This window comes from Gimesia panareensis (assembly GCF_007748155.1).
In the GTDB taxonomy this organism is placed as follows: domain Bacteria; phylum Planctomycetota; class Planctomycetia; order Planctomycetales; family Planctomycetaceae; genus Gimesia; species Gimesia panareensis.
Genome location: NZ_CP037421.1, coordinates 5734012 through 5752824 on the forward strand (window position 1 = coordinate 5734012; position 18813 = coordinate 5752824).

The 18813-nt window shown below is 53.9% G+C and carries 14 protein-coding genes; 8 read left to right on the forward strand and 6 right to left on the reverse strand.

Annotated elements, in window-relative coordinates:
• Nucleotides 1–20: 20 nt before the first annotated feature.
• The gene (locus tag Enr10x_RS21415; RefSeq protein ID WP_145112506.1) at nucleotides 21–1478 is read right to left on the reverse strand and encodes a hypothetical protein; all 1458 of its coding nucleotides are present in this window, start codon (nucleotides 1476–1478) and stop codon (nucleotides 21–23) included.
• A gap of 78 nt (nucleotides 1479–1556) precedes the next feature.
• Nucleotides 1557–2645: a hypothetical protein gene (locus Enr10x_RS21420; RefSeq protein ID WP_145451314.1), complete on the reverse strand. Its 1089-nt coding sequence runs from the start codon at nucleotides 2643–2645 to the stop codon at nucleotides 1557–1559.
• Between the two features lie 45 nt (nucleotides 2646–2690).
• Here Enr10x_RS21420 and Enr10x_RS30390 point away from each other — a divergent pair, with 45 nt between their 5' ends.
• On the forward strand, nucleotides 2691–2972 hold the full coding sequence (locus Enr10x_RS30390; RefSeq protein ID WP_145451315.1) for a hypothetical protein: 282 nt from the start codon (nucleotides 2691–2693) through the stop codon (nucleotides 2970–2972).
• Nucleotides 2973–3018: 46 nt separating this feature from the next.
• Here Enr10x_RS30390 and Enr10x_RS21430 read toward each other — a convergent pair whose 3' ends face one another.
• Nucleotides 3019–3354: a PadR family transcriptional regulator gene (locus Enr10x_RS21430; RefSeq protein ID WP_232093086.1), complete on the reverse strand. Its 336-nt coding sequence runs from the start codon at nucleotides 3352–3354 to the stop codon at nucleotides 3019–3021.
• A gap of 421 nt (nucleotides 3355–3775) precedes the next feature.
• Nucleotides 3776–4957, reverse strand: coding sequence for a M20 family metallopeptidase (locus Enr10x_RS21435; protein WP_145451316.1), 1182 nt, complete (start codon nucleotides 4955–4957; stop codon nucleotides 3776–3778).
• A gap of 215 nt (nucleotides 4958–5172) precedes the next feature.
• Between Enr10x_RS21435 and Enr10x_RS21440 the strand changes: the two genes are divergently transcribed.
• From Enr10x_RS21440 to Enr10x_RS21455, 4 genes are all read left to right on the forward strand, one after another.
• Nucleotides 5173–6111: an SMP-30/gluconolactonase/LRE family protein gene (locus Enr10x_RS21440; protein WP_145112513.1), complete on the forward strand. Its 939-nt coding sequence runs from the start codon at nucleotides 5173–5175 to the stop codon at nucleotides 6109–6111.
• Nucleotides 6112–6435: 324 nt separating this feature from the next.
• Entirely contained in the window at nucleotides 6436–7632 is a 1197-nt protein-coding gene (odhB, locus tag Enr10x_RS21445) for a 2-oxoglutarate dehydrogenase complex dihydrolipoyllysine-residue succinyltransferase (protein ID WP_145112515.1), read from the forward strand.
• 65 nt (nucleotides 7633–7697) lie between these two features.
• Nucleotides 7698–9080: a dihydrolipoyl dehydrogenase gene (gene lpdA / locus Enr10x_RS21450; protein ID WP_145112517.1), complete on the forward strand. Its 1383-nt coding sequence runs from the start codon at nucleotides 7698–7700 to the stop codon at nucleotides 9078–9080.
• 1 nt (nucleotide 9081) lies between these two features.
• Nucleotides 9082–9819: a lipoate--protein ligase family protein gene (locus tag Enr10x_RS21455; protein ID WP_145451317.1), complete on the forward strand. Its 738-nt coding sequence runs from the start codon at nucleotides 9082–9084 to the stop codon at nucleotides 9817–9819.
• A 12-nt stretch (nucleotides 9820–9831) separates the two neighbouring features.
• Here the strand turns inward: Enr10x_RS21455 and Enr10x_RS21460 are convergent, their stop codons facing one another.
• Nucleotides 9832–11286, reverse strand: a complete 1455-nt coding sequence (locus Enr10x_RS21460; RefSeq protein ID WP_145451318.1) for an MATE family efflux transporter — start codon at nucleotides 11284–11286, stop codon at nucleotides 9832–9834.
• A 393-nt stretch (nucleotides 11287–11679) separates the two neighbouring features.
• Between Enr10x_RS21460 and Enr10x_RS21465 the strand changes: the two genes are divergently transcribed.
• The 3 genes from Enr10x_RS21465 to Enr10x_RS21475 all read left to right on the forward strand — a co-directional run bounded on the left by Enr10x_RS21465 (nucleotide 11680) and on the right by Enr10x_RS21475 (nucleotide 17467).
• Nucleotides 11680–13758: an ABC transporter ATP-binding protein gene (locus tag Enr10x_RS21465; protein WP_145112523.1), complete on the forward strand. Its 2079-nt coding sequence runs from the start codon at nucleotides 11680–11682 to the stop codon at nucleotides 13756–13758.
• A gap of 158 nt (nucleotides 13759–13916) precedes the next feature.
• Complete coding sequence (locus Enr10x_RS21470; RefSeq protein ID WP_145112525.1) at nucleotides 13917–14492, forward strand: hypothetical protein; 576 nt, start codon at nucleotides 13917–13919, stop codon at nucleotides 14490–14492.
• 140 nt (nucleotides 14493–14632) lie between these two features.
• Nucleotides 14633–17467 (forward strand): prolyl oligopeptidase family serine peptidase, encoded by a 2835-nt coding sequence (locus tag Enr10x_RS21475; protein WP_145116416.1) that lies wholly within the window; start codon nucleotides 14633–14635, stop codon nucleotides 17465–17467.
• Between the two features lie 15 nt (nucleotides 17468–17482).
• Here the strand turns inward: Enr10x_RS21475 and Enr10x_RS21480 are convergent, their stop codons facing one another.
• Nucleotides 17483–18751, reverse strand: coding sequence for a hypothetical protein (locus tag Enr10x_RS21480; RefSeq protein WP_145112527.1), 1269 nt, complete (start codon nucleotides 18749–18751; stop codon nucleotides 17483–17485).
• Nucleotides 18752–18813: the final 62 nt, after the last annotated feature.

Below are 18813 nucleotides of genomic sequence, written 5' to 3' on the forward strand. Positions count from 1 at the left end.
ATCAGTTCGCTTCAAAACCGTTAGAAAAAACCCTGCCCTCCGCCGGGTGTCCCTTCGGGAATGATGAATTCATTCAAATCAGGTAAATTGATTTTCCAGAGGTTCTGTTCGCCTTTAATTGCCTTGAATTCCAATCGCTTTCTTAATTCCAACCCACTGGCATACAACGTATGCCCCCCCTCCGGTCGCGATTTCACTTTCGTCCAGAGTGGCGGATGGTTCAGTAAGGGAATGAGCAGAAACGTATTGCCTTCAATACTGCCGAATCTTGTGGAGTCTCCCACCAGGGCCCGATACTGCAGATTGTAGCTGCCTGCTGCTGTCCGGGACTTGTTTAAAGTCTGAAAGGAGGGGATGCGATTCACTTCCGCGAGCTTGGGCAAGTCTTGCTTTTGAATCAGCATCAGATCGGGCAAAGCATGTTTTCCCTGAATCATTCGCGTCGATGAATCAAAAGCCAGCTCTTCTAAATGAATGTCTTCGTACTCCCCGTCCTCGTTGAGCGGGCAGACCCCGATCATATTTTTGTTGTTGATGAGATACACGCCGCTGGCATCTCTGGTGCTGCTGCGTCTATAAATCCAGCTTTCCCCCTGGATCAACCTGCTGCTCTCGATCTGCCGGTTTCCGTCAGAAGAATTACGACAGTCGCAGATCAGGTACCAGTCTTCAGTGTCAACTCCCTCGGGCCAGTTCAATCGAAACCGAACCGAGACGACCTCCGGTTTATCGGTCGGACAGACAATCTCCTCGGTCATATCTCGACCGGGAATCACATACACATTCTGGTGTAGAGTTTCTCCCCAGGGAGCTTTCAAAGTCAGCCGATATTTTCCCCAGGGTAGTTTTCCGAAATCAAGCATCCCCCGGCCATTACTGACGGCTTCCAGGGTGAACTCTTCGGAACGGTCACCACTTTTGGTGAGTGAGCCGACAAAATTGTGGGGCAGCCTCTCATCCTGATCCTCCGTAACCAGTTGAAAAGCAAGCTGATTCATACCAGTGGCAACAGTATCCGGCTCAACCTTCCGTTGCTGATTCAACTGCTCCAGTTGTTTCAGAATCTGCTGATTCACTTCGTCCGTCGTCTCCGGCTCGGAACGCTTCGCCATCTCAGCCATCTGCGCCATCATCCGGTTATTGAACGCCTGGCTCTCTTTTATCATCGACCAGACCAGTCCCACCACGATGAAGCCACACACGGCCATCACCACAGAAACACCGGTCAGAATGCGTTGTGACATGATTCTCTCCTTCATCGCGTCCAGCCAGAGTTGACGCGCGATTTTGATCGGATCGCCAAACTGTTCCAGTACACGTTTCCGCGCGATCAGTTCATCCGGATTCTTGTGCAGCTCCCGATTCAGGGCACACGCAAAATGATCACTTAGTTCATCGATAATATCCTGCCTGAGTGACGACGGTTCATCGTCCCGACGCGGCGGAAAATCGTCGATACTGAGCTCAGGCCAGGTCATTGTGTGCTCTAGGTATAACTGCTAAATCAAGGACTTTTCTATTTCCATTTCAGACAGACGGAATCTTTCCCGAGGGAATTACTTTTCAATTTCAAATGTCTGTTCGAGTTCTGACAAATTGATTTCCCAGATGTTCTTCTCGTCTGGCTTCGCGGAATAATTCAACGTCTGCTTCAATTCGAGCCCGTATATCTGTTCGGTGTGAGAGATATAATCTATCCATGAAACGGATGTTTTTGGTTCAAAAGTTTCCGCCTTGTCATTAAATGGGATCAATACCACAGAGGTGCGAAATTGAGCCATACCACCTCCAGCGAAATACTCAGACCCCGCGCGCTGCGATGATCTTGCAGGATTGAATAAAACAGAGCCAGGTTTTCTTTTCGTCACGACCAGATATTGTCTGGCTGAACTCACCTCGCTCAGACGCGACAGGTCCTGTTTTCTGATCAGGTACATCACCGGCAGGCAATAATCCCCTTGTGGGAAGTTAACAGCTGGCTTGAATGCAATGGAATCCAGTAGGATGCTTTCAAACTCCCCTTGCGATGTCAGAGGACACGCACTCACCTGATTTTTGGAATCAACCAGATAGACTCCTGAAGGGCTCATGGGTTGATATTGAGCCATGGTCCAGCTGCAATCGTCGACCATGCGTGTAATGTTGAAGTAGTAATTATTGTCTTCCATACCCCCTCCCATGTATCTTGCCTGTCGAAAATCACAGATCAGAACCCTGTCTTCAGGAAGCATTTTTTCTGACAGGTTCACATCAAAGTGAATGGCAACTTCCCGGGGAGGAGCGGCCGGACAGTCAATCGTCTCTGAGTAATCACGCCCCGGGATAATGGTCACTTGTGGTTTGGTGTAATATTCATTCCAGGGAGCAACCAAATTTAAAAAATATGTTCCCCAAGGCAACTTCCCAAAATCAAGATTGCCTTTTTCATCGCTGACCGCTTCAATGGAAAAGGGGTCTGTCTTGCCTCCCGATTTCGTTAAGGTCCCCTTAAAGCCAACCGCCGGTTTTTGACCGTTCTGATCCTCAATCAGTTGAAACGAGACCTGATTCATCCCAATGCCGGAAGTATTCTCGAGGGAGCCCTGTTTCTGATTCAACTCTTCCAGCTGTTCCAGAATCTGCTGATCCACTTCGTTCGTCGCCACCGGTTGCGGTCGATCTGCGATCAACGCCATCTGCTCCAGCAACTGATGATTCACCAACTGACTCTCTTTCATCATCAACCAGGCAATCACCACTACCAGGATACAACACACCGCCATCACAGCGGACATTCCCGTCAGAATTCGTTGAGACATGATTCTCTCCTTCATCGCGTCCAGCCAGAGTTGACGCGCGATTTTGATCGGATCACCAAACTGTTCCAGTACGCGTCTCCGCGCTACCTGTTCGTCCGGATTCTTGTGCAGTTCCCGATTCAGGGCACACGCAAAATGGTCGCTGAGTTCATCGATAATATCCTGCCGCAGTGACGACGGTTCGTCGTCCCGACGCGGCGGAAAATCTTCGATACTGAGCTCAGGCCAGGCCACTTTCTGCTCCCAGAATCCGGTCCACGGCGGATGAGAACTGCTTCCACTCCTGACGCTTCTCATTCAGGACCTTCTGCCCCTGCGTCGTCAGCTCGTAATACTTCCGCCGACGACCATCGACTTCACGCCAGAACGATTTCAGCAGCTTTTTCCGCTGCAGCTTGTGCAACGCCGGATACAGGCTCCCCTCTTTCAGCTCGAATTCACGGGCCGAACGATTCGTCACCTGTTGCGTAATTTCGTAACCATACGTGGGCCCCTCGGAAACCAGTTCCAGAATGAGCATCTCCAGCGTGCCTGCAAATAACTGAGGATTCATCATTATTACTCCCATACATAGGATGACTACATATCCAATATATAGCCGCTCTAGGTATTAGCTGTCAAGAAGTTTTTTGAAAAGAAATCATCAGCGGGTGGGCCCAAATAAAATTCGGGCCGAGCGCAGCGAGCAGGAGGTTCCAGCTTACGAGATCAATTCACTACAGAGAAACCCATTCGTTCTAACAAGTGGGCTTGAGGCACACGCAATCTCTACACCGTCTGCTCCGCGACCTCCTGTTGCCTCCGGCAATACCGAATTCCATTCGGTACCACCCGGTCTTTTTGCAGATGCCATCGAGTGCACAAGTTGGTGGAACATCGCCAGGCGGGCGGACACATGGGTCCGCACCCTACGCCAGTTGAAGTGTGCCACTGTCGGCTTGCCCGACAGTGCTTGAGAAGCACCACCGCAAGAGGTTTTAAACACCTCGTCCCGCCTGGGCACAGAACTGGTAATACACCTCTTCTGATTTCACCAGTTGATCGATCTCAACCCACTCATCCACCGTATGGGCTTGGGCGATCGAACCGGGTCCGAACACCATCGACGGCACTCCGCTCTGATTCACGCGGGCCGCGTGCGTTCCATAAGGCACACCCACTTTTTTGTGCCCCGGCTCCATGGTGTCGATCACTTTGAGCAGCTGATCACTCCATGCTCCGTTATTGTGATCCGACAGCGAAACGCCGGTAATCCACGGCGGCAGCATCTCGAACTCGAACGGCAGCTTTTCTTTCAGAAACGCTTCCACCTGGTTCATCACGTCGATACCGTCTTCGCCGGGAATCACCCGCCGGTCGATTTCAATCGTGCACCAGTCCGGCACAATGTTGACGCTGTCGCCCCCTTCGATCACGCCGACACTCAATGTCGGCGGACCACACAACGGATGCGCTTCCCGCTGCGTCAGTTCATCCGCATACACCTGCAGCGCCTTGATGACGTCCGCCATCCGGTAAATGGCGTTGACGCCATCGTTGGGCTGCGAACTGTGACACGCCTTCCCCGTCGTCTTGATCTTCCAGCGAGTCGCCCCACGGTGCGCGACCACGATATCCAGCATCGTCGGTTCGGCGACCAGCCCCAGATCGGGGGGCTCGGTCAGAATCTGGCTCAGTCCGCTCGGATTTTCCCAGAGCTGGACCAGGTGGTTGATCCCCTGCACAGTCGCTTCCTCATCGCAGGTGCAGGAAAGAATCACGTTCGCGGCATCCGGGGGATTGTCTTTAACCAGCCGCGTGAAGGCCATCAGCATCGCCGCCATGCTCCCTTTGACGTCGCAGGCACCGCGACCATAGATCCGGCCGTCCTTCTCGGTCCCCTCAAACGGAGGCACGATCATCCCTTCCGCGGGGACCGTATCCTGGTGGACGTCCATCAGAATCGTTGGCACTCCCGGCTTGACCGGCGTGCGGGCGATCACATTATTCCGCCCGGGCACCACTTCGATCGACTCATATTCGACGCCCAGGTCCTGAAAATAATCACACAGAAACTGAGTCAGTCTGCCTTCGAAGTAAATATCACCGGAAACAGCGCGCCCCATGGGATTCACGCTGGGAATGGCAATCAGTTGTTTTAACAGCTGGACGACATCCATCAAAAATTAACCTCTTCTCAAGCCCGCTTTTGAATACTCTCGCGCTGAAATAATCGGAAATTCCTAAGCCAGTGTCCCTCATGTGCAGACTGATTTCTACTGATAACGCATTCCGTTTCTTAAGATGGTTGAATTTTACAGGGGAGACTGACTCTAATAGTAGAAACACGCGTTCTTCCCCATTTACGCTGACCGCAAACTCCAAGGAGCCTTTCATGAAAAACATACTGAACTGGTCCGCCGCCCTGCTCGCCCTGATCGTCGTTTCAGCCCCCCTGCAGGCCGCCGACCAGATCCCCGGCATCGGTCCGGTAAGCAAACCCGTCAAAGTCTTCACTGACTTCAAATTCACGGAAGGTCCTGCCTTCGACCTTAAAGGGAACCTCTATTTCACCGATATTCCCGACAACAAGATCTATAAGGTCGACACCAAAGGGAAACTTTCCGTCTTCCTGGAACCTTCCAACCACTGCAACGGCCTGATGCTCGACGGCTCCGGCAAACTGCTCGCCTGCGAGATGGACGGACGTCTGGTCAGCATCAACCTGAAAAACAAAAAAGTCAAACCGCTGGCAGCCGAATACAAGGGCAAACGCTTTAACGCCCCCAACGACCTCGTGGTGGACCGTACAGGTGGTATCTACTTCACCGACCCCCACTTCCGGGCCCCCGAGCCCCTGCCCCAGGGCAAAGTCGCCGTCTACTACCGCTCCGCAGATGGAAAAGTGACCCGGCTGATTGACGACCTCAAAGCCCCCAACGGCGTGATCCTCTCCCCGGATGAAAAGACACTCTACGTCATCCCCAGCATGCAGAAGGAAATGTGGGCCTATCCCGTCACCGCGCCCGGAAAAATCGGCAAAGGCCGCGTATTCTGCACCTTAAAACAGGCAGAAGGTTACAAAGAACCGGGCAGTGGAGGCGATGGCCTGACGATCGATACCAACGGCAACCTCTACATCACTACCGGACTGGGACTGCAGGTCTATTCGCCCGAAGGGAAACTGCTGGGCATCATCGAAGTCCCGGAAAAGCCTGCGAATGTCACCTTCGGCGGCAAGGATAATTCAAGCCTGTTCATTACCGCACGCACCTCGCTGTACCGGATCGATACCAAAGCGAAAGGACACCGGTTCCCGGGAAAATCGTCCTGAGACCGACCTGACAACTGATAAGCATTGTCACATCTGTTTCGATAATGCCTGAATTGGAATTATCCACACGCTGGTCTGGCCAAAACGCCGATAAAAAGACCAGCGTTTTTTCATGTCGTCCGAGCATCCTGCAGCATTTTCCTGTTGACCCGCCAGAATGCAAAAAATTTATTCCGATTATCATCTTCCCGGTGCGCGGGAATTGTGCTGGCATTCTCAACAAGTCATAATCAAAATTGGTGCTCGCAAATGACCAGAATAACGGAATTTACTCTGAAAAACACATATTTTTCCCCTCGTGACTCGGTTGGAGATTAGTGTCCGATGTCTGTTGAAATCAAGGTTCCCTCAGTCGGGGAATCCATCACCGAAGTCCAGATTGGCGCCTGGCACGCGGAACAAGGTAAATGGGTCGCTCAAGACAGTGAAATCGTTGAGCTCGAAACCGACAAAGCCACCTTTGATGTGCCGGCTCCCCTCGACGGGATTATCGTCGAAATCCTGAAGAAAACAGGCGAGATGGCAGCGGTCGGCGAAGTCATCGGTTACCTCGAAGAAGCCGAACGCCCCGCAGACCAGGCAGCACCCGCTCCCGAAAAGAGCCCCGAAAAAGCGGCTGTCGCTGCTCCCCAGGCAGCTGCTCCCGCTCCTGCCCCGACCGGCGGCGGCTCTGATGATCGAGTCATGCCGGCCGCAGCCCGGGTCATGGCCGAAAAAGGACTTACCCCGGCAGACATCACCGGCACCGGACCGGGTGGCCGGATCCTCAAAGAAGATGTGCTCGCTTACCAGGCGCCCGCCTCCTCAGGCAACGGTGCCTTCCGCGAGGAAGAGATTGTGCCCATGAGCCCCATCCGCAAGAAAATCGCGGAACGGCTTGTCGAAGCACAGACCAACGCAGCCCTGCTGACCACGTTCAACGAAGTCGACATGTCAGCCGTCATGGAACTGCGGGCTCAATACAAGGACCTGTTCCTCAAGAAATACGACGTCAAGCTCGGCTTCATGTCCTTCTTCGTCAAAGCTGTCGTCGACGGCTTGAGCCAGTTCCCGCAGATCAACGCCGAGATTCGCGGCACCGATCTGGTCTTCCGCAACTACTACGACATCGGCATCGCCGTCGGCGGCGGAAAAGGTCTGGTCGTCCCCGTCATGCGGAATGCCGAACGCCTCAGCTTTGCGGAAATCGAACTCAAGATCAACGACTTCGGCCAGCGTGCCCGGGCCAACAAGATCGGCCTCGACGAACTTCAGGGAGGCACCTTCACCATCACCAACGGTGGTGTGTATGGTTCGCTGCTCTCCACGCCAATCGTCAATCCGCCGCAGAGCGGTGTGCTTGGTATGCATGGCATCCAGGAGCGCCCCATTGCCGTGAATGGTCAGGTCGTGATTCGTCCCATGATGTATATCGCGCTCACCTACGATCATCGAGTGGTGGATGGCCGGGAAGCCGTTGTCTTCCTCAAACGGGTCAAAGAAGCACTCGAAGAACCAGCTCGCATGCTGATGGAAATCTGATTACATTTAAAACGCGCATCTAAGAGGTTTGGAAAGGTTTCCTGTCGCTGCAGGAAAAAGAGAAAATGAACCACGATCTGGTTATTATCGGTGCTGGTCCCGGTGGGTATATCGCAGCCATTCGTGCTGCACAGCTCGGTTTGAATGTCGCCTGCATCGAAAAGGAACGCATGCTGGGCGGCACCTGTCTGCGAGTCGGTTGTATCCCCAGTAAAGCCCTGCTCGAATCCAGCGAACTCTATCACGAAGCAGTGCACACCTTCAAGGATCGCGGCATCAACGTCGGCTCGCTCCAGCTCGACCTGGAAAAGATGCTCAGCCAGAAAGACCGCACCGTCAAAACCATGGGTGGCGGCATCGACTCCCTGTTCAAAAAGAACAAGATCACCCGCTACAGCGGTCACGCGACCATCACCGCACCAGGCAAGGTCATCGTCGATGACGGCAAGGAACAGACTGAACTCGAAGCCAAACACATTCTGATTGCCACCGGCAGCGAACCTGCGACTCTGCCCGGCATCGAACTTGATGGCGATAAGGTCGGCACCAGCACCGAAGCCCTCTCTTACGAACAGGTCCCCAAACACCTGGTCGTGATCGGCGGTGGCGTGATTGGCCTCGAACTGGGAGCCGTCTGGAACCGCCTCGGTGCCAAAGTCACCGTCCTGGAATACCTCGACCGGATTCTCCCCACCACCGACACGGAAATCGCCAAAGAAGCTCAGAAGATCTTCGAAAAACAGGGCATCGAATTCCAGCTGGGCTGCCGCGTCACAGGCGTCAAAGCCAACAAAAAAACCTGCGATGTGGAAATCGCCGACAGCAAGTCCATCCGCTGCGATCGCGTTCTGGTCGCGGTCGGCAGACGTCCCAACACGGATAATCTCGGGCTGGAAAACGTCGGGATCGAAGTCGACAAGCGCGGTTTCATTCCCGTGAATGCCCACTTCGAAACGTCCGTCAAAGGCATCTACGCCATCGGCGATGTCATCGGCGGGGCAATGCTGGCCCACAAGGCAGAAGACGAAGGAGTCACTTTCGCCGAGTACCTCGTGACCGGCTACGGACACATCAATTACGACACCATCCCCAGCGTGGCGTATACCAATCCGGAAATCGCTGCCGTCGGGAAGACCGAAGATCAGCTCAAGGAAGCGGGCATCGAATACCGCAAAGGTTCCTTCCCCTTCCTGGCCAACGGCCGGGCCCGCGCCATGGGACAGACAGAAGGCCGCGTTAAAATGCTGGCCGATGCCCAGACCGACCGCGTCCTGGGGGTACACATCCTGGGACCGCGTGCCGGGGACCTGATCGCCGAATGTGCCGTGGCGATGGAGTTCGGTGCCAGCAGCGAAGATATTGCCCGCTGCTGTCACGCACATCCAACCCTGGCGGAAGCCATCAAGGAAGCTGCGCTGGCCGTCGACAAACGTGCCCTCAACTTCTGAAATGCAATCACAGACCTGCCACCTGTCAGAAACCGTATTCCCCACGCCGGAAGAAAATCTGGCGCTGGAGGAAGGCCTGCTCTACCAAATTAATGAACAGAATTCCGCAGGCTGCCTCAGAATCTGGGAGGTCGACCAGTATACCGTCATCATGGGCAGCTCCAACCAGACGGCCTGTAACGTTGACCTGACAGCCTGTCGGCGGGATCAGATACCGGTCCTGCGTCGCTGTACGGGCGGAGGCACGGTGCTGCTGGGCCCCGGTTGTTTCATCTTTTCCCTGTTCCTGCGAATCTCCCCGGAGCAGCACCTGGCAGGTATCGAAGCCACCACCCGCGACATCCTCGACCGCATCCGCGAGACTCTCAACACGCGATTTCCGGAGCATTACATCGACCTGCAGGGCATCAGCGACCTGACGATCCAGGGACGGAAGTTCTCCGGCAATTCCCAGCGCTGGCTGACACGCACCCTGTTACATCACGGCACCATTCTTTACGACTTCGACCTGGACCGGATTCCCCGCTACCTGACCAGTCCGGAGCGGGAACCCGAATATCGATCGCATCGCAACCACCTCGAATTCGTCACGAACTATCCGGTAAAAGCTACCGATCTCAGGCAGGCACTGATCGAAACCTGGCAGGCGGACCAGGAAGAATTACCATTGCCCGTCGATCGGGTGCGCCAGCTCGTGGAAGAAAAATACGCGACGGAGAAATGGAATCTCCGCCGCTGAAGCGAAGTGACCTCAGGTCAATGCACCTTCCACCGGTTGCTCACTGTCTTCCGCTGTCGGCTCCGGGAAATGATCTTCGATCACCCGCATCTGCTTCCAGTGCCCTGCCAGGAACCGGATCAGATAACCGATGCCCAGTACCCCGAGATAAGAGGTACAGGCCACCCAGCTGCCAAACAGCTTTTCACCGACATCAGCATACCGCCAGACCAGAAACGTCGGAATCACCATAATGGCCCAGCCCGTAAGCAGGGTATAAATCATGCAGAAACGAGTATCCCCGGCTCCCCGAATCGCTGACCCAAAGACGACCACCATCGCATCGAAAAACGAAAACAGTGCGGCGAAACGCAGCAGCACGATCGCTGCCTGTTTGACTTTCAGAAAGTCTTCGGTCATCACTTCCGGTGCGTACGGACGGAGCAACAGTTCGGGAAAGCCGACATAGATCACTGCAAACAGCAGCATATAGGTCGCCGAAACGGCAAACGCTTTCCACGTTGTCGTCACCGCCAGTTGGGGCCGCCCTTCACCAATCCGCTTTCCAACCAGGGTCATCACCGCGGTCCCGACCCCCATCATGGGCACAAATGCCAGCGAATTCAGGTTGAAGGCAATCGTGGTTGCCGCCAGTTCGATTTTTCCAATCCGCCCTACCAGCACAATGAACAGGGTAAACCCGATGATGTCAATGAAGTACAACAGCCCGTTGGGAAACCCGTACCGGATCAGTCGCATAAACAGTTCCCGATTGAACCGCCAGTGGTTGAAAAGTCCATACCTGCGGGCCTCATGCCGGGCCAGCATGATAAACAAATACAGTAACAGCGTCGAAACATTGGCGGTGACCGTCGCTATGGCGGCTCCACGAATTCCAAGTGCGGGAAACGGACCCGCTCCGAAAATCAGACAGTAATCGAGCAGCATATTCACCAGCACACTCGTCAGGTTGACCCACATCACCACCATCGTCTGGCCGCGCCCCGTGTAGAAACAGGAAAGCACAGCCGACAACAGCGCGGGACCTGATCCCAGGCAGAGGATCGAAAAGTATTCCGCTTCCAGCGCCTGAACCTCGGCTGTATGCCCGATCCAGTGAAAGAAAATCCCCGCGAAAGGCGCGCATAACAGCAGCAGACCGCCCCAGATCAGCGCCAGGTACACGCCCTGCCAGACTGCTTCGGAAACCCGCTGCCGCTGATTCGCCCCCTCGTACTGAGCAACGAACGTATTCACATACATTGCTTTACCCATCGCGATCGACATGATCGTCCATTGGATCAGTCCCGCGGGCAATGCCGCCGCGACGGCATCGGTAGACCACCAGGTCAGAAAGATCCGGTCGACCACGTGCATGATGGACAGCGATCCGCAACTCAGCACCAGTGGCACTGCCACATTGGCCAGTTCGCGCAGGCTCCCCGGCGAGACAGTTGAGGTCTGCTGGTTGAGGGAAGGATCTTCCATCCTGCACAATCCGATCACGGTAAAGAGAGCGCTGAATTACAATCGACGGGATTGTAGTGAAGAGAATCAGAATCGGCGAAGCCTGACAGTCAGCATATCACAATTTTCATAAACTGACCCTTCTCACGACACGCCAGTTGTACAATAAGTTCGCTTTTCAACCAGCACACCACAGTCGCTTCCGACCCCAAAAACCTGTTCATTTCCCCAGCACTGCCAATTTCATCTGGACCTGTTTGACGATTCCTAGTTTAATTCGCGTTCTACACTGGGGCCGTACCGTGATTCTACCCTGATCTGTCACGAACCCCGGCAACCACCAGTGTCTATAACCCAATTGATACATATGACTTACACATAACAACCCCGGCCTTGATTTCCAGAGTGACTACTGTGAACAGCTTTACCAGAATCCTGCAATATGTCTGGCCTTTCCGCCGTCGGCTGATTACCGCATTCTTTTTCGCCATCCTGGTCGCCATCCTCTGGGGGGCCAATCTTTCGGTCACCTTCCTGGTCGTCAAAGTTCTGCTGCAGGGAGAGCGCATCGACCAGTACGTTCAGACCCAGATCATCGAAACCGAAAAAACCATCAAAGACAAGGAGCATGTTCTTAAGGAGATCTCCGGAAAACTGCAGGCGTATCAGATCAACCAGTCTGACGACGACATCTCCACCGCCGAAGCCGATGCCGCCAAATTTGCTGAGGCCCCGGTCAAACTGCTCAGCGATCATTCACGACAACAGGAGAACCTGAGTGTAGCCTCAAGCAAACTGTTTGCACTCAAATGGGTTCAATCCAATATTCTCCCCTGGGTTCCGGAAGATCAGTTTGATACGTTCGCATTAATTCTGGGACTGCTTCTGCTCACCACGATGGTCAAAGGCCTCTGTATTTTCACGCAGGATGTCATCGTGGGAGGCGTGGTGGAACTGGCAACAATGTCCATCCGCAAAGAATGCTTCCGCAAGACGCTCAATCTCGACTATCAGAGCATCTCGGACGAAGGGACTGCAGCCTTGATGTCCCGTTTCACCTTTGACATGCAGCAGCTTTCCCAGGGACTGACGCTTATGGGCGGGAAAATTATTCGTGAACCCCTCAAAGCTCTGGCCTGTGTGATCTTTGCCTTTATGGTCAACTGGCGTCTGACTCTGCTCTCCTTCGTCTTTGCCCCCCTCATCGCCCTCGTGTTTTATAAAATCGGTAAAACGCTCAAACATGCCAGCCAGCGGATGATGGAAAGCATGTCTCGCATTTACAAGACGCTGGAAGAATCGTTCGAAAGTTCCAAGGTCATCATCGCCTTCAACGGTGCACGGAAACATCGCAGTCGGTTCCACCATGAAAATAAAGAGTACTTCAAAAAAGCACTCCGCATTGTCCGCATTGACTCGTTAACCAGCCCGACCACCGAAATGCTGGGACTGATGGCCCTCTTTATCGCCCTGATTCCCGGTTCTTACCTCGTGCTGCGGGGCAAAACGGAAATCTGGGGCATTCAGCTCGCCTCCGCCCCGATGGATATCGCGACCCTCGCAATGATGTATGCGCTGCTGGCCGGAATTACGGACCCGGCTCGAAAAATGTCTTCGGTCTACTCCAAACTGAAACGAACCGCTGCCGCCGCCGAACGCATTTTCGCAGTCATCGACCGGGAATCTCTCGTGAAAGAAGCCTCCGATCCGGAGCCCTTCCCCACGCAAGTCGAATCAGTTCGCTTCAATAAAATTGATTTCACCTACGCCCAGCGCAAAGAATCGACGCGGAATAATGAACCAATCCTGGACGGCGTCAATCTCGAAGTGGCCGCCGGGGAAGTCGTTCTGGTCGTCGGAGAAAACGGCTCAGGAAAATCGACACTGGTCAACCTGTTGCCCCGCTTCTACGATCCCGACAAAGGGAATATTTTCATCAATGAAGTCGATATTCGCGATATCCGCCTGAAAGACCTGCGGAATCACATCGGCGTGGTCTCCCAGGAAACCATGCTGTTTGATGATTCCATTCTGGAGAACATCCGCTACGGACGTCCGTCGGCCAGCCGCCATGAAATCGAAGTCGTCGCCAAAAAAGCACACGTACTCCAGTTCGCCGAATCGATGCCTGATGGGCTGCACTACAACGTCGGCGAAAAGGGACACGAACTTTCCGGCGGTCAGCGACAGCGGATCGCCCTGGCACGGGCCTTCCTGCGTGATCCGGAAATCCTCATCCTGGACGAGGCCACCTCGGCGATCGACTCTCAGAGTGAAATCCTGATTCATAAAGCCCTCAAAGAATTTGCTCCCGGACGGACCGTGTTCATCATTACGCACTCGGTCGGACAGAGCCTGCTGGAATTTGCCACCCGGGTGGTGGTCATGGACTCCGGAAAAGTCGTAGCCACCGGGCCTCACAGTTCCCTGGTCGAAACCTGTCCGCAATATCAGAATCTGCTCAGTGCCCAGGTCAGACAGCGCACCGCCTGAACTGAAACGGGATAGTAAATTCGAACTCATCCCGTGCAGAATTCCCTCTAAAGTCAGATTAAAAACTCGACGAATTGATCCGCAAACGGTATCATAACTGCTTGTGCATCGTCTTACGGATTATCTTCTTTTATCTGCTCAATCCGGGAATTCCAATTATGAAATCAGTGCTCACTACTACTTTGCTCGTCCTGCTGGCCGTTGTCCTGTTTGCTGCCGGCAATATCATGTCGTCCGAAAAACCAGTTCGGGCTCCGGTTCCCGGTGAAGAAGGACCTCGTTCCCACCCCCAGGACAGGGACTTTTTCCTGACTCGGGCAGACGAACGTGACAGAGAGCGACGTCCCGAACGTCCCGCTCATCCACCTCGGGATCACCGTGAGATGCACGAGCGGCACCGTGAACGTCCACACGAAGAACCACAGAATTTCGAGCGGGAAATGGACCAGCAACGGCACCGCATTCAGAACATGCATGTCGCCGCCGAGCATCTGGAGCAGGCAGGCCTGCACGATCTGGCTCACCGGATCCACCAGGAAGCGAACGAAACAGAACAGCATCTGCGGGAACGCATTGAACGTCACCAGCGTCCGGAACATCATCCGCCCCATCCAGGCCCCGAAGTTCTCGAATTGCTCGAACAGCTGCGGAATGAAGTGCACGAACTCAAACGGGAAGTACACGAACTGCGAGAAACCGTAGCCCGACAGGCAGAACAGCCGAAAAAGGGCTAATTCCCCACAGGATCATCCCTGGACGGAAACATCTGAGAATTCACGAATTGCCTCGTGTACTGTCAGACAGTAGAATAAGTGCAGTCTGAACTGATGCATCCTGCACTCCAATTCACGATCTGAAAGTCTGGATCTCCAAGATGTCCGAACCAGTGTCGATTACCTGCCCGCATTGTGCAGCTGCCTTCAAGATCAAAACACGGGCCGCCTTCGGAAAAAAAGTCAAATGCCCGAAGTGCGCGGTCCCGTTTGTGATCGAGAAACCAGCCTCGAAATCATCTGCTCCCCGCAAACAGCGAGCCGGCAGTTCCCGTCGGAGAGACGATTTCAGTTTCGATGACGCAGATGAAGAATCGCTGTTTGAGGAAGAGGACGCCACATACTGGGAGGATGATCTGAACGACGGCCCGGCCGTCAGACCAGCCAGAAGACAGGTGAAGCAACCTCAGAAACCGGCGAAGAAATGGTCGAACCCGCTGCCAGGCATCTTTGCCTCAATAAAAGAATATGGGTTCACACCCTACATGCTCCTGATCAACTTCTGCCTGTTGAGTGCATACGGGTACTATTTCTTTCTGACGGACGACCCAGACACGACCGTCAAGATCCTGTTTATCAATCTCGGTTTTGCAGCACTCTGTTTGGCTTACTTCAGGGTAACGGTTACTATCCTTGCCGTCCAGGCAGGCATACTACAGTTTCTTCTCTGTTTCTTTGTACCGTTCTACCCCATGTTCTTTGCGCTCCTCTGCTATGAGGAAAGTAAGGAAGCTTTGAAAGCATGGCTCAGCGCTGTGTGCGTTTTTCTGTTGATCGGACTCTCTCTGTATGTGTATGGCCCCATCGTCCGAAAACCTCAGCAGGCACAGGCCCAGGAAAGAGTTCTGAAACCCGACCCTGACGGGGGTCGCGAACTCAAGGACCTCAAGAAATTCCAAATCAGCCATCACACTCCCCTCACCCTGAAATGGGCAGAACAGGATCAAGCGGAAGAGAACATGTTCCAGGAACAGAAAACCGCCTCGATCGGAAGGATGTTCGAAGTCACCAGCACCCCCGCACCGGGCCAGGAGGACGCCCCGACCAGCCAGATGAAGATTCGCGTTTTTCTCCCTCGCACCAATGAAAAATCGCCACGTTTCCCCTGCGTGATTGTCCCCCCGGCCGGCGCCACCCTGCTGACGGGGATGGACATTGACGCGGTCGAAGACATCCCCAACCCGGAACACGAACCTTATATCAAAGCCGGCTTCGCCGTGATCACTTTTTCCATCGACGGAGACCTGGGAGAAGGTGACCAGACCAGTAATGCCGATTTCATCAAAGCGCATCAGGCCTTCCGCAAAAGCAAAGCCGGGATGCTGAATTATGCGCAGGCGCTTTCACTGGCACTGGAAACGATACCGGAAATCGATACCGACAATATCTTTCTGGCAGGACATAGTTCCGCTGCCACTCTGAATCTGCTGTTTGCCGAGCACGCTCAACAGTCTTTCTGGGGTGCCGGCGTCATCAAAGGCTGCCTGGCCTATGCCCCTTCTGTCGATCCACAGAGATTTTTTGCCGACCACCTCGCTGAAATCAAACCCCTGATTCCTGATGTCGAGGATTTCATCCGACTCAGTTCTCCCCTGGAGCACTATGAATCGATCGACTGCCCTGTCTTCCTGTTTCATGCACGCGGAGACCAGGTGACTTCATTCGCAGCCACAAAACAGTTTGCAGAGCTGTTGAAAAGCAAAGGTAAGGATGTCGAGCTCGTCTCCAGTGACGGTGTCGATCATTACCAGACGATGATCGACGAAGGCATCCCCCGGGGCATCCAGTGGATTCAAGCCCGCATCAGGCAGCCCTCACGAAAACCGGATCTCAGTCCCGAACACGATCAGCGAATCGCAGAGATGAAACAGGCAGCCCAGCAGCGTGTTGAACAGAATAGACCGAAAAAACGCAGTTTCGAATTCGATCGATCAGAGCCGCCTCAAATTGGTAAGATGCATGAATCTGATCTAAAGATGCACGGTCGCATGAGAAGAGGGACACGGCGTGCGACTTTTAAAATCGCCGGCTTTGACAAAGAGTTTGAGCAGAAACTGAAAAATCGGGCCGCCTTTGAACTGGGAGCATTGGAATCAGCGATAGACGGGAGAATCTTAGGATTTGAAGGGGAGAACGTGGTGATTAATCTGAATCAGATGACTCTCTCTTTTGACTTTACCGAGCGCATCCCTGGTGATTTCAGAGAAAAACTGGCAGAGAACAAAAACACCCGTGTCATCCGACTGACAGATGACGCCCCCAAAAATGAACCGACCGATCCCAATTTCACAAAGGTAAATCCAAATATTGACCTCATGACGTTTCGTATCGACAGAATTTTCAGCAATAGTTTCGATCCCATTGCCGCAGAGCGAACCGTGGAGCAATCGCTCAGGCAAATTCCTGAATATGTCGCGGACTCCCTGGTGATCAATTATGACGACAAATGGGCCGCGTTCAAATTTAAAGCCCATGCCAGAAAATTCGGTATGGCAATGCGGGCCAGTGGTGCCCTGGCGCGCGCAAGCATCAGGGTCACTCCGGAATGGATCAAACTCTCTGAGGACGATCTGGCGTTAGCCGATCATGCAGGGAAGCCCGGCAGCACTTCCTCGCAGACATCAACGGGCACCATGCAGCCTGCTGCCACAGCGAAGCAGAAATATGTGATCCGCTACGGCGTCTACGGGGGAGATGATGTCACAGATTCCGCCCGCCGCTGCCTGAAAGGATTCGTCTGGGTTGACCAGGAAACGATCCATTTCAACCCCGACCGCAAAGAAATCACTTTTGTGAACCGCAGTCCGGTGGACCACAGTGCCCTGGAACGGGCCCTCAAACGCAATAAATTCTATCAGCTCCACATTACCCGGGAACCGGTCCCCTCATCCGCAGCAGAGAAAACGCCGGTCAAGGCCGGCGCGGGAACCGAATGATCACAAACCGTTGATCTACGATGCGCCCACGATGCCGCTGATATCGATCAGATGCAGCTGACGTCCCTGATCCTGGTAGGGACTGTCGATGCAAACGTAGCGGGAATTGGGACTGAAGCGGGGATGTGTATCGACCCGCCATTCCCCCGTATAGATTTTAGGGGAATGGAAGTGTCCCAGATCAATCCGCTTCCCGGAAGAAACGTGATACAGGTGAGGCGTCTGGATCCGTTCCTTGCCTTTGGGGTAAGTATCATTCAGGATCCATTCGTTACCTGGCAGGTAGGTTAAGTGCCCTCCACTGTCCAGCACTCCCTTGCCGACCTCTTTCAGTTCAGCCCCGGATTCATCTTTGACAAGAAAATCTCCCCAGGAGGGACTCTCAGCAGTCGCTTTGGACTGAGCCAGGATATGGTCCGGATCACGCCAGATGAAATGCGACACAAAACCGTTATCAATCACCACCCGCACATCGCTGCCGTCCGTCCGTGCTGTAACCAGCCGGGAGAGGCGTTTACCGTTCGGATACTGCCAGCGATGCAGTGTAATAAACCGCGAACCATCCGGGCTGAACAGCAGGTGATTGAAGTAATGCTTCACATCTTTCTGATTTTTGGGGATGGTTCCCGTCCGGGAGATTTCGTCCAGCGACAGGATCATTGTGGATTTGCCCGTCTCCAGGTCTACCCGGAAGATTCCGGAGTCCCGCGGGGCCAGATCCTTGAAATTAGGATCGGGAAATCCGGGATAACCATAGCCGGGACGAACATCCTGAATCCGCCGAAAATCAGGAGTAACAGCCGTCTTGCCATCCGGACTGACCGAATAAATCGGCGACGGAACTGTACGTCCCTTCCCGGTTTTGACATCCAGAATCCGGCTTACAAACTGACCATCCTCACGGTCGTTCCAGATAATTTCCGATGCGGATCCCGGGAGCCACTGCAGCATGCATCCCTGTTGCCAGTTCCAGGCCGATGATTCTCCCAGCTCGATCCAGCGATCGTCATCTTCCAGATCCACCATCCCGATTTTGATCACATCATCGGCCTTCGGTGAGCGATGTTCGAAAGCGACTTCCATCCCCAGCACATACCGGCTGGTGGGGTCAAACTGCAGCTTGTCGTAATAGCCAAACCAGTGATGCCGGGGGCCTTTGGTAATCACCCGCATGGGCGGAAATATCTGCCCTTCCGCAAATGCGAGGCTCCCGAGAGCAGAAGCTCCCACACCACACATGATCTGAGTCAGAAAATCACGACGACTGCAGGAATAATTTTCCATCACGGTTCTCTCTGATTAAAATGCCGGCTACGGTGAGAAACAGGGTTAAGTTGCTCGAATTT

Excerpts from the sequence above, each read along its gene's own strand:
- Enr10x_RS21415 (WP_145112506.1), bottom strand. The coding sequence starts at position 1,478 with ATGACCTGGCCTGAGCTCAGTATCGACGATTTTCCGCCGCGTCGGGAC.
- Enr10x_RS30390 (WP_145451315.1), top strand. The coding sequence starts at position 2,691 with ATGATTCACCAACTGACTCTCTTTCATCATCAACCAGGCAATCACCAC.
- Enr10x_RS21430 (WP_232093086.1), bottom strand. The coding sequence starts at position 3,354 with ATGATGAATCCTCAGTTATTTGCAGGCACGCTGGAGATGCTCATTCTG.
- Enr10x_RS21435 (WP_145451316.1), bottom strand. The coding sequence starts at position 4,957 with ATGGATGTCGTCCAGCTGTTAAAACAACTGATTGCCATTCCCAGCGTG.
- Enr10x_RS21440 (WP_145112513.1), top strand. The coding sequence starts at position 5,173 with ATGAAAAACATACTGAACTGGTCCGCCGCCCTGCTCGCCCTGATCGTC.
- odhB (WP_145112515.1), top strand. The coding sequence starts at position 6,436 with ATGTCTGTTGAAATCAAGGTTCCCTCAGTCGGGGAATCCATCACCGAA.
- lpdA (WP_145112517.1), top strand. The coding sequence starts at position 7,698 with ATGAACCACGATCTGGTTATTATCGGTGCTGGTCCCGGTGGGTATATC.
- Enr10x_RS21455 (WP_145451317.1), top strand. The coding sequence starts at position 9,082 with ATGCAATCACAGACCTGCCACCTGTCAGAAACCGTATTCCCCACGCCG.
- Enr10x_RS21460 (WP_145451318.1), bottom strand. The coding sequence starts at position 11,286 with ATGGAAGATCCTTCCCTCAACCAGCAGACCTCAACTGTCTCGCCGGGG.
- Enr10x_RS21470 (WP_145112525.1), top strand. The coding sequence starts at position 13,917 with ATGAAATCAGTGCTCACTACTACTTTGCTCGTCCTGCTGGCCGTTGTC.
- Enr10x_RS21475 (WP_145116416.1), top strand. The coding sequence starts at position 14,633 with ATGTCCGAACCAGTGTCGATTACCTGCCCGCATTGTGCAGCTGCCTTC.
- Enr10x_RS21480 (WP_145112527.1), bottom strand. The coding sequence starts at position 18,751 with ATGGAAAATTATTCCTGCAGTCGTCGTGATTTTCTGACTCAGATCATG.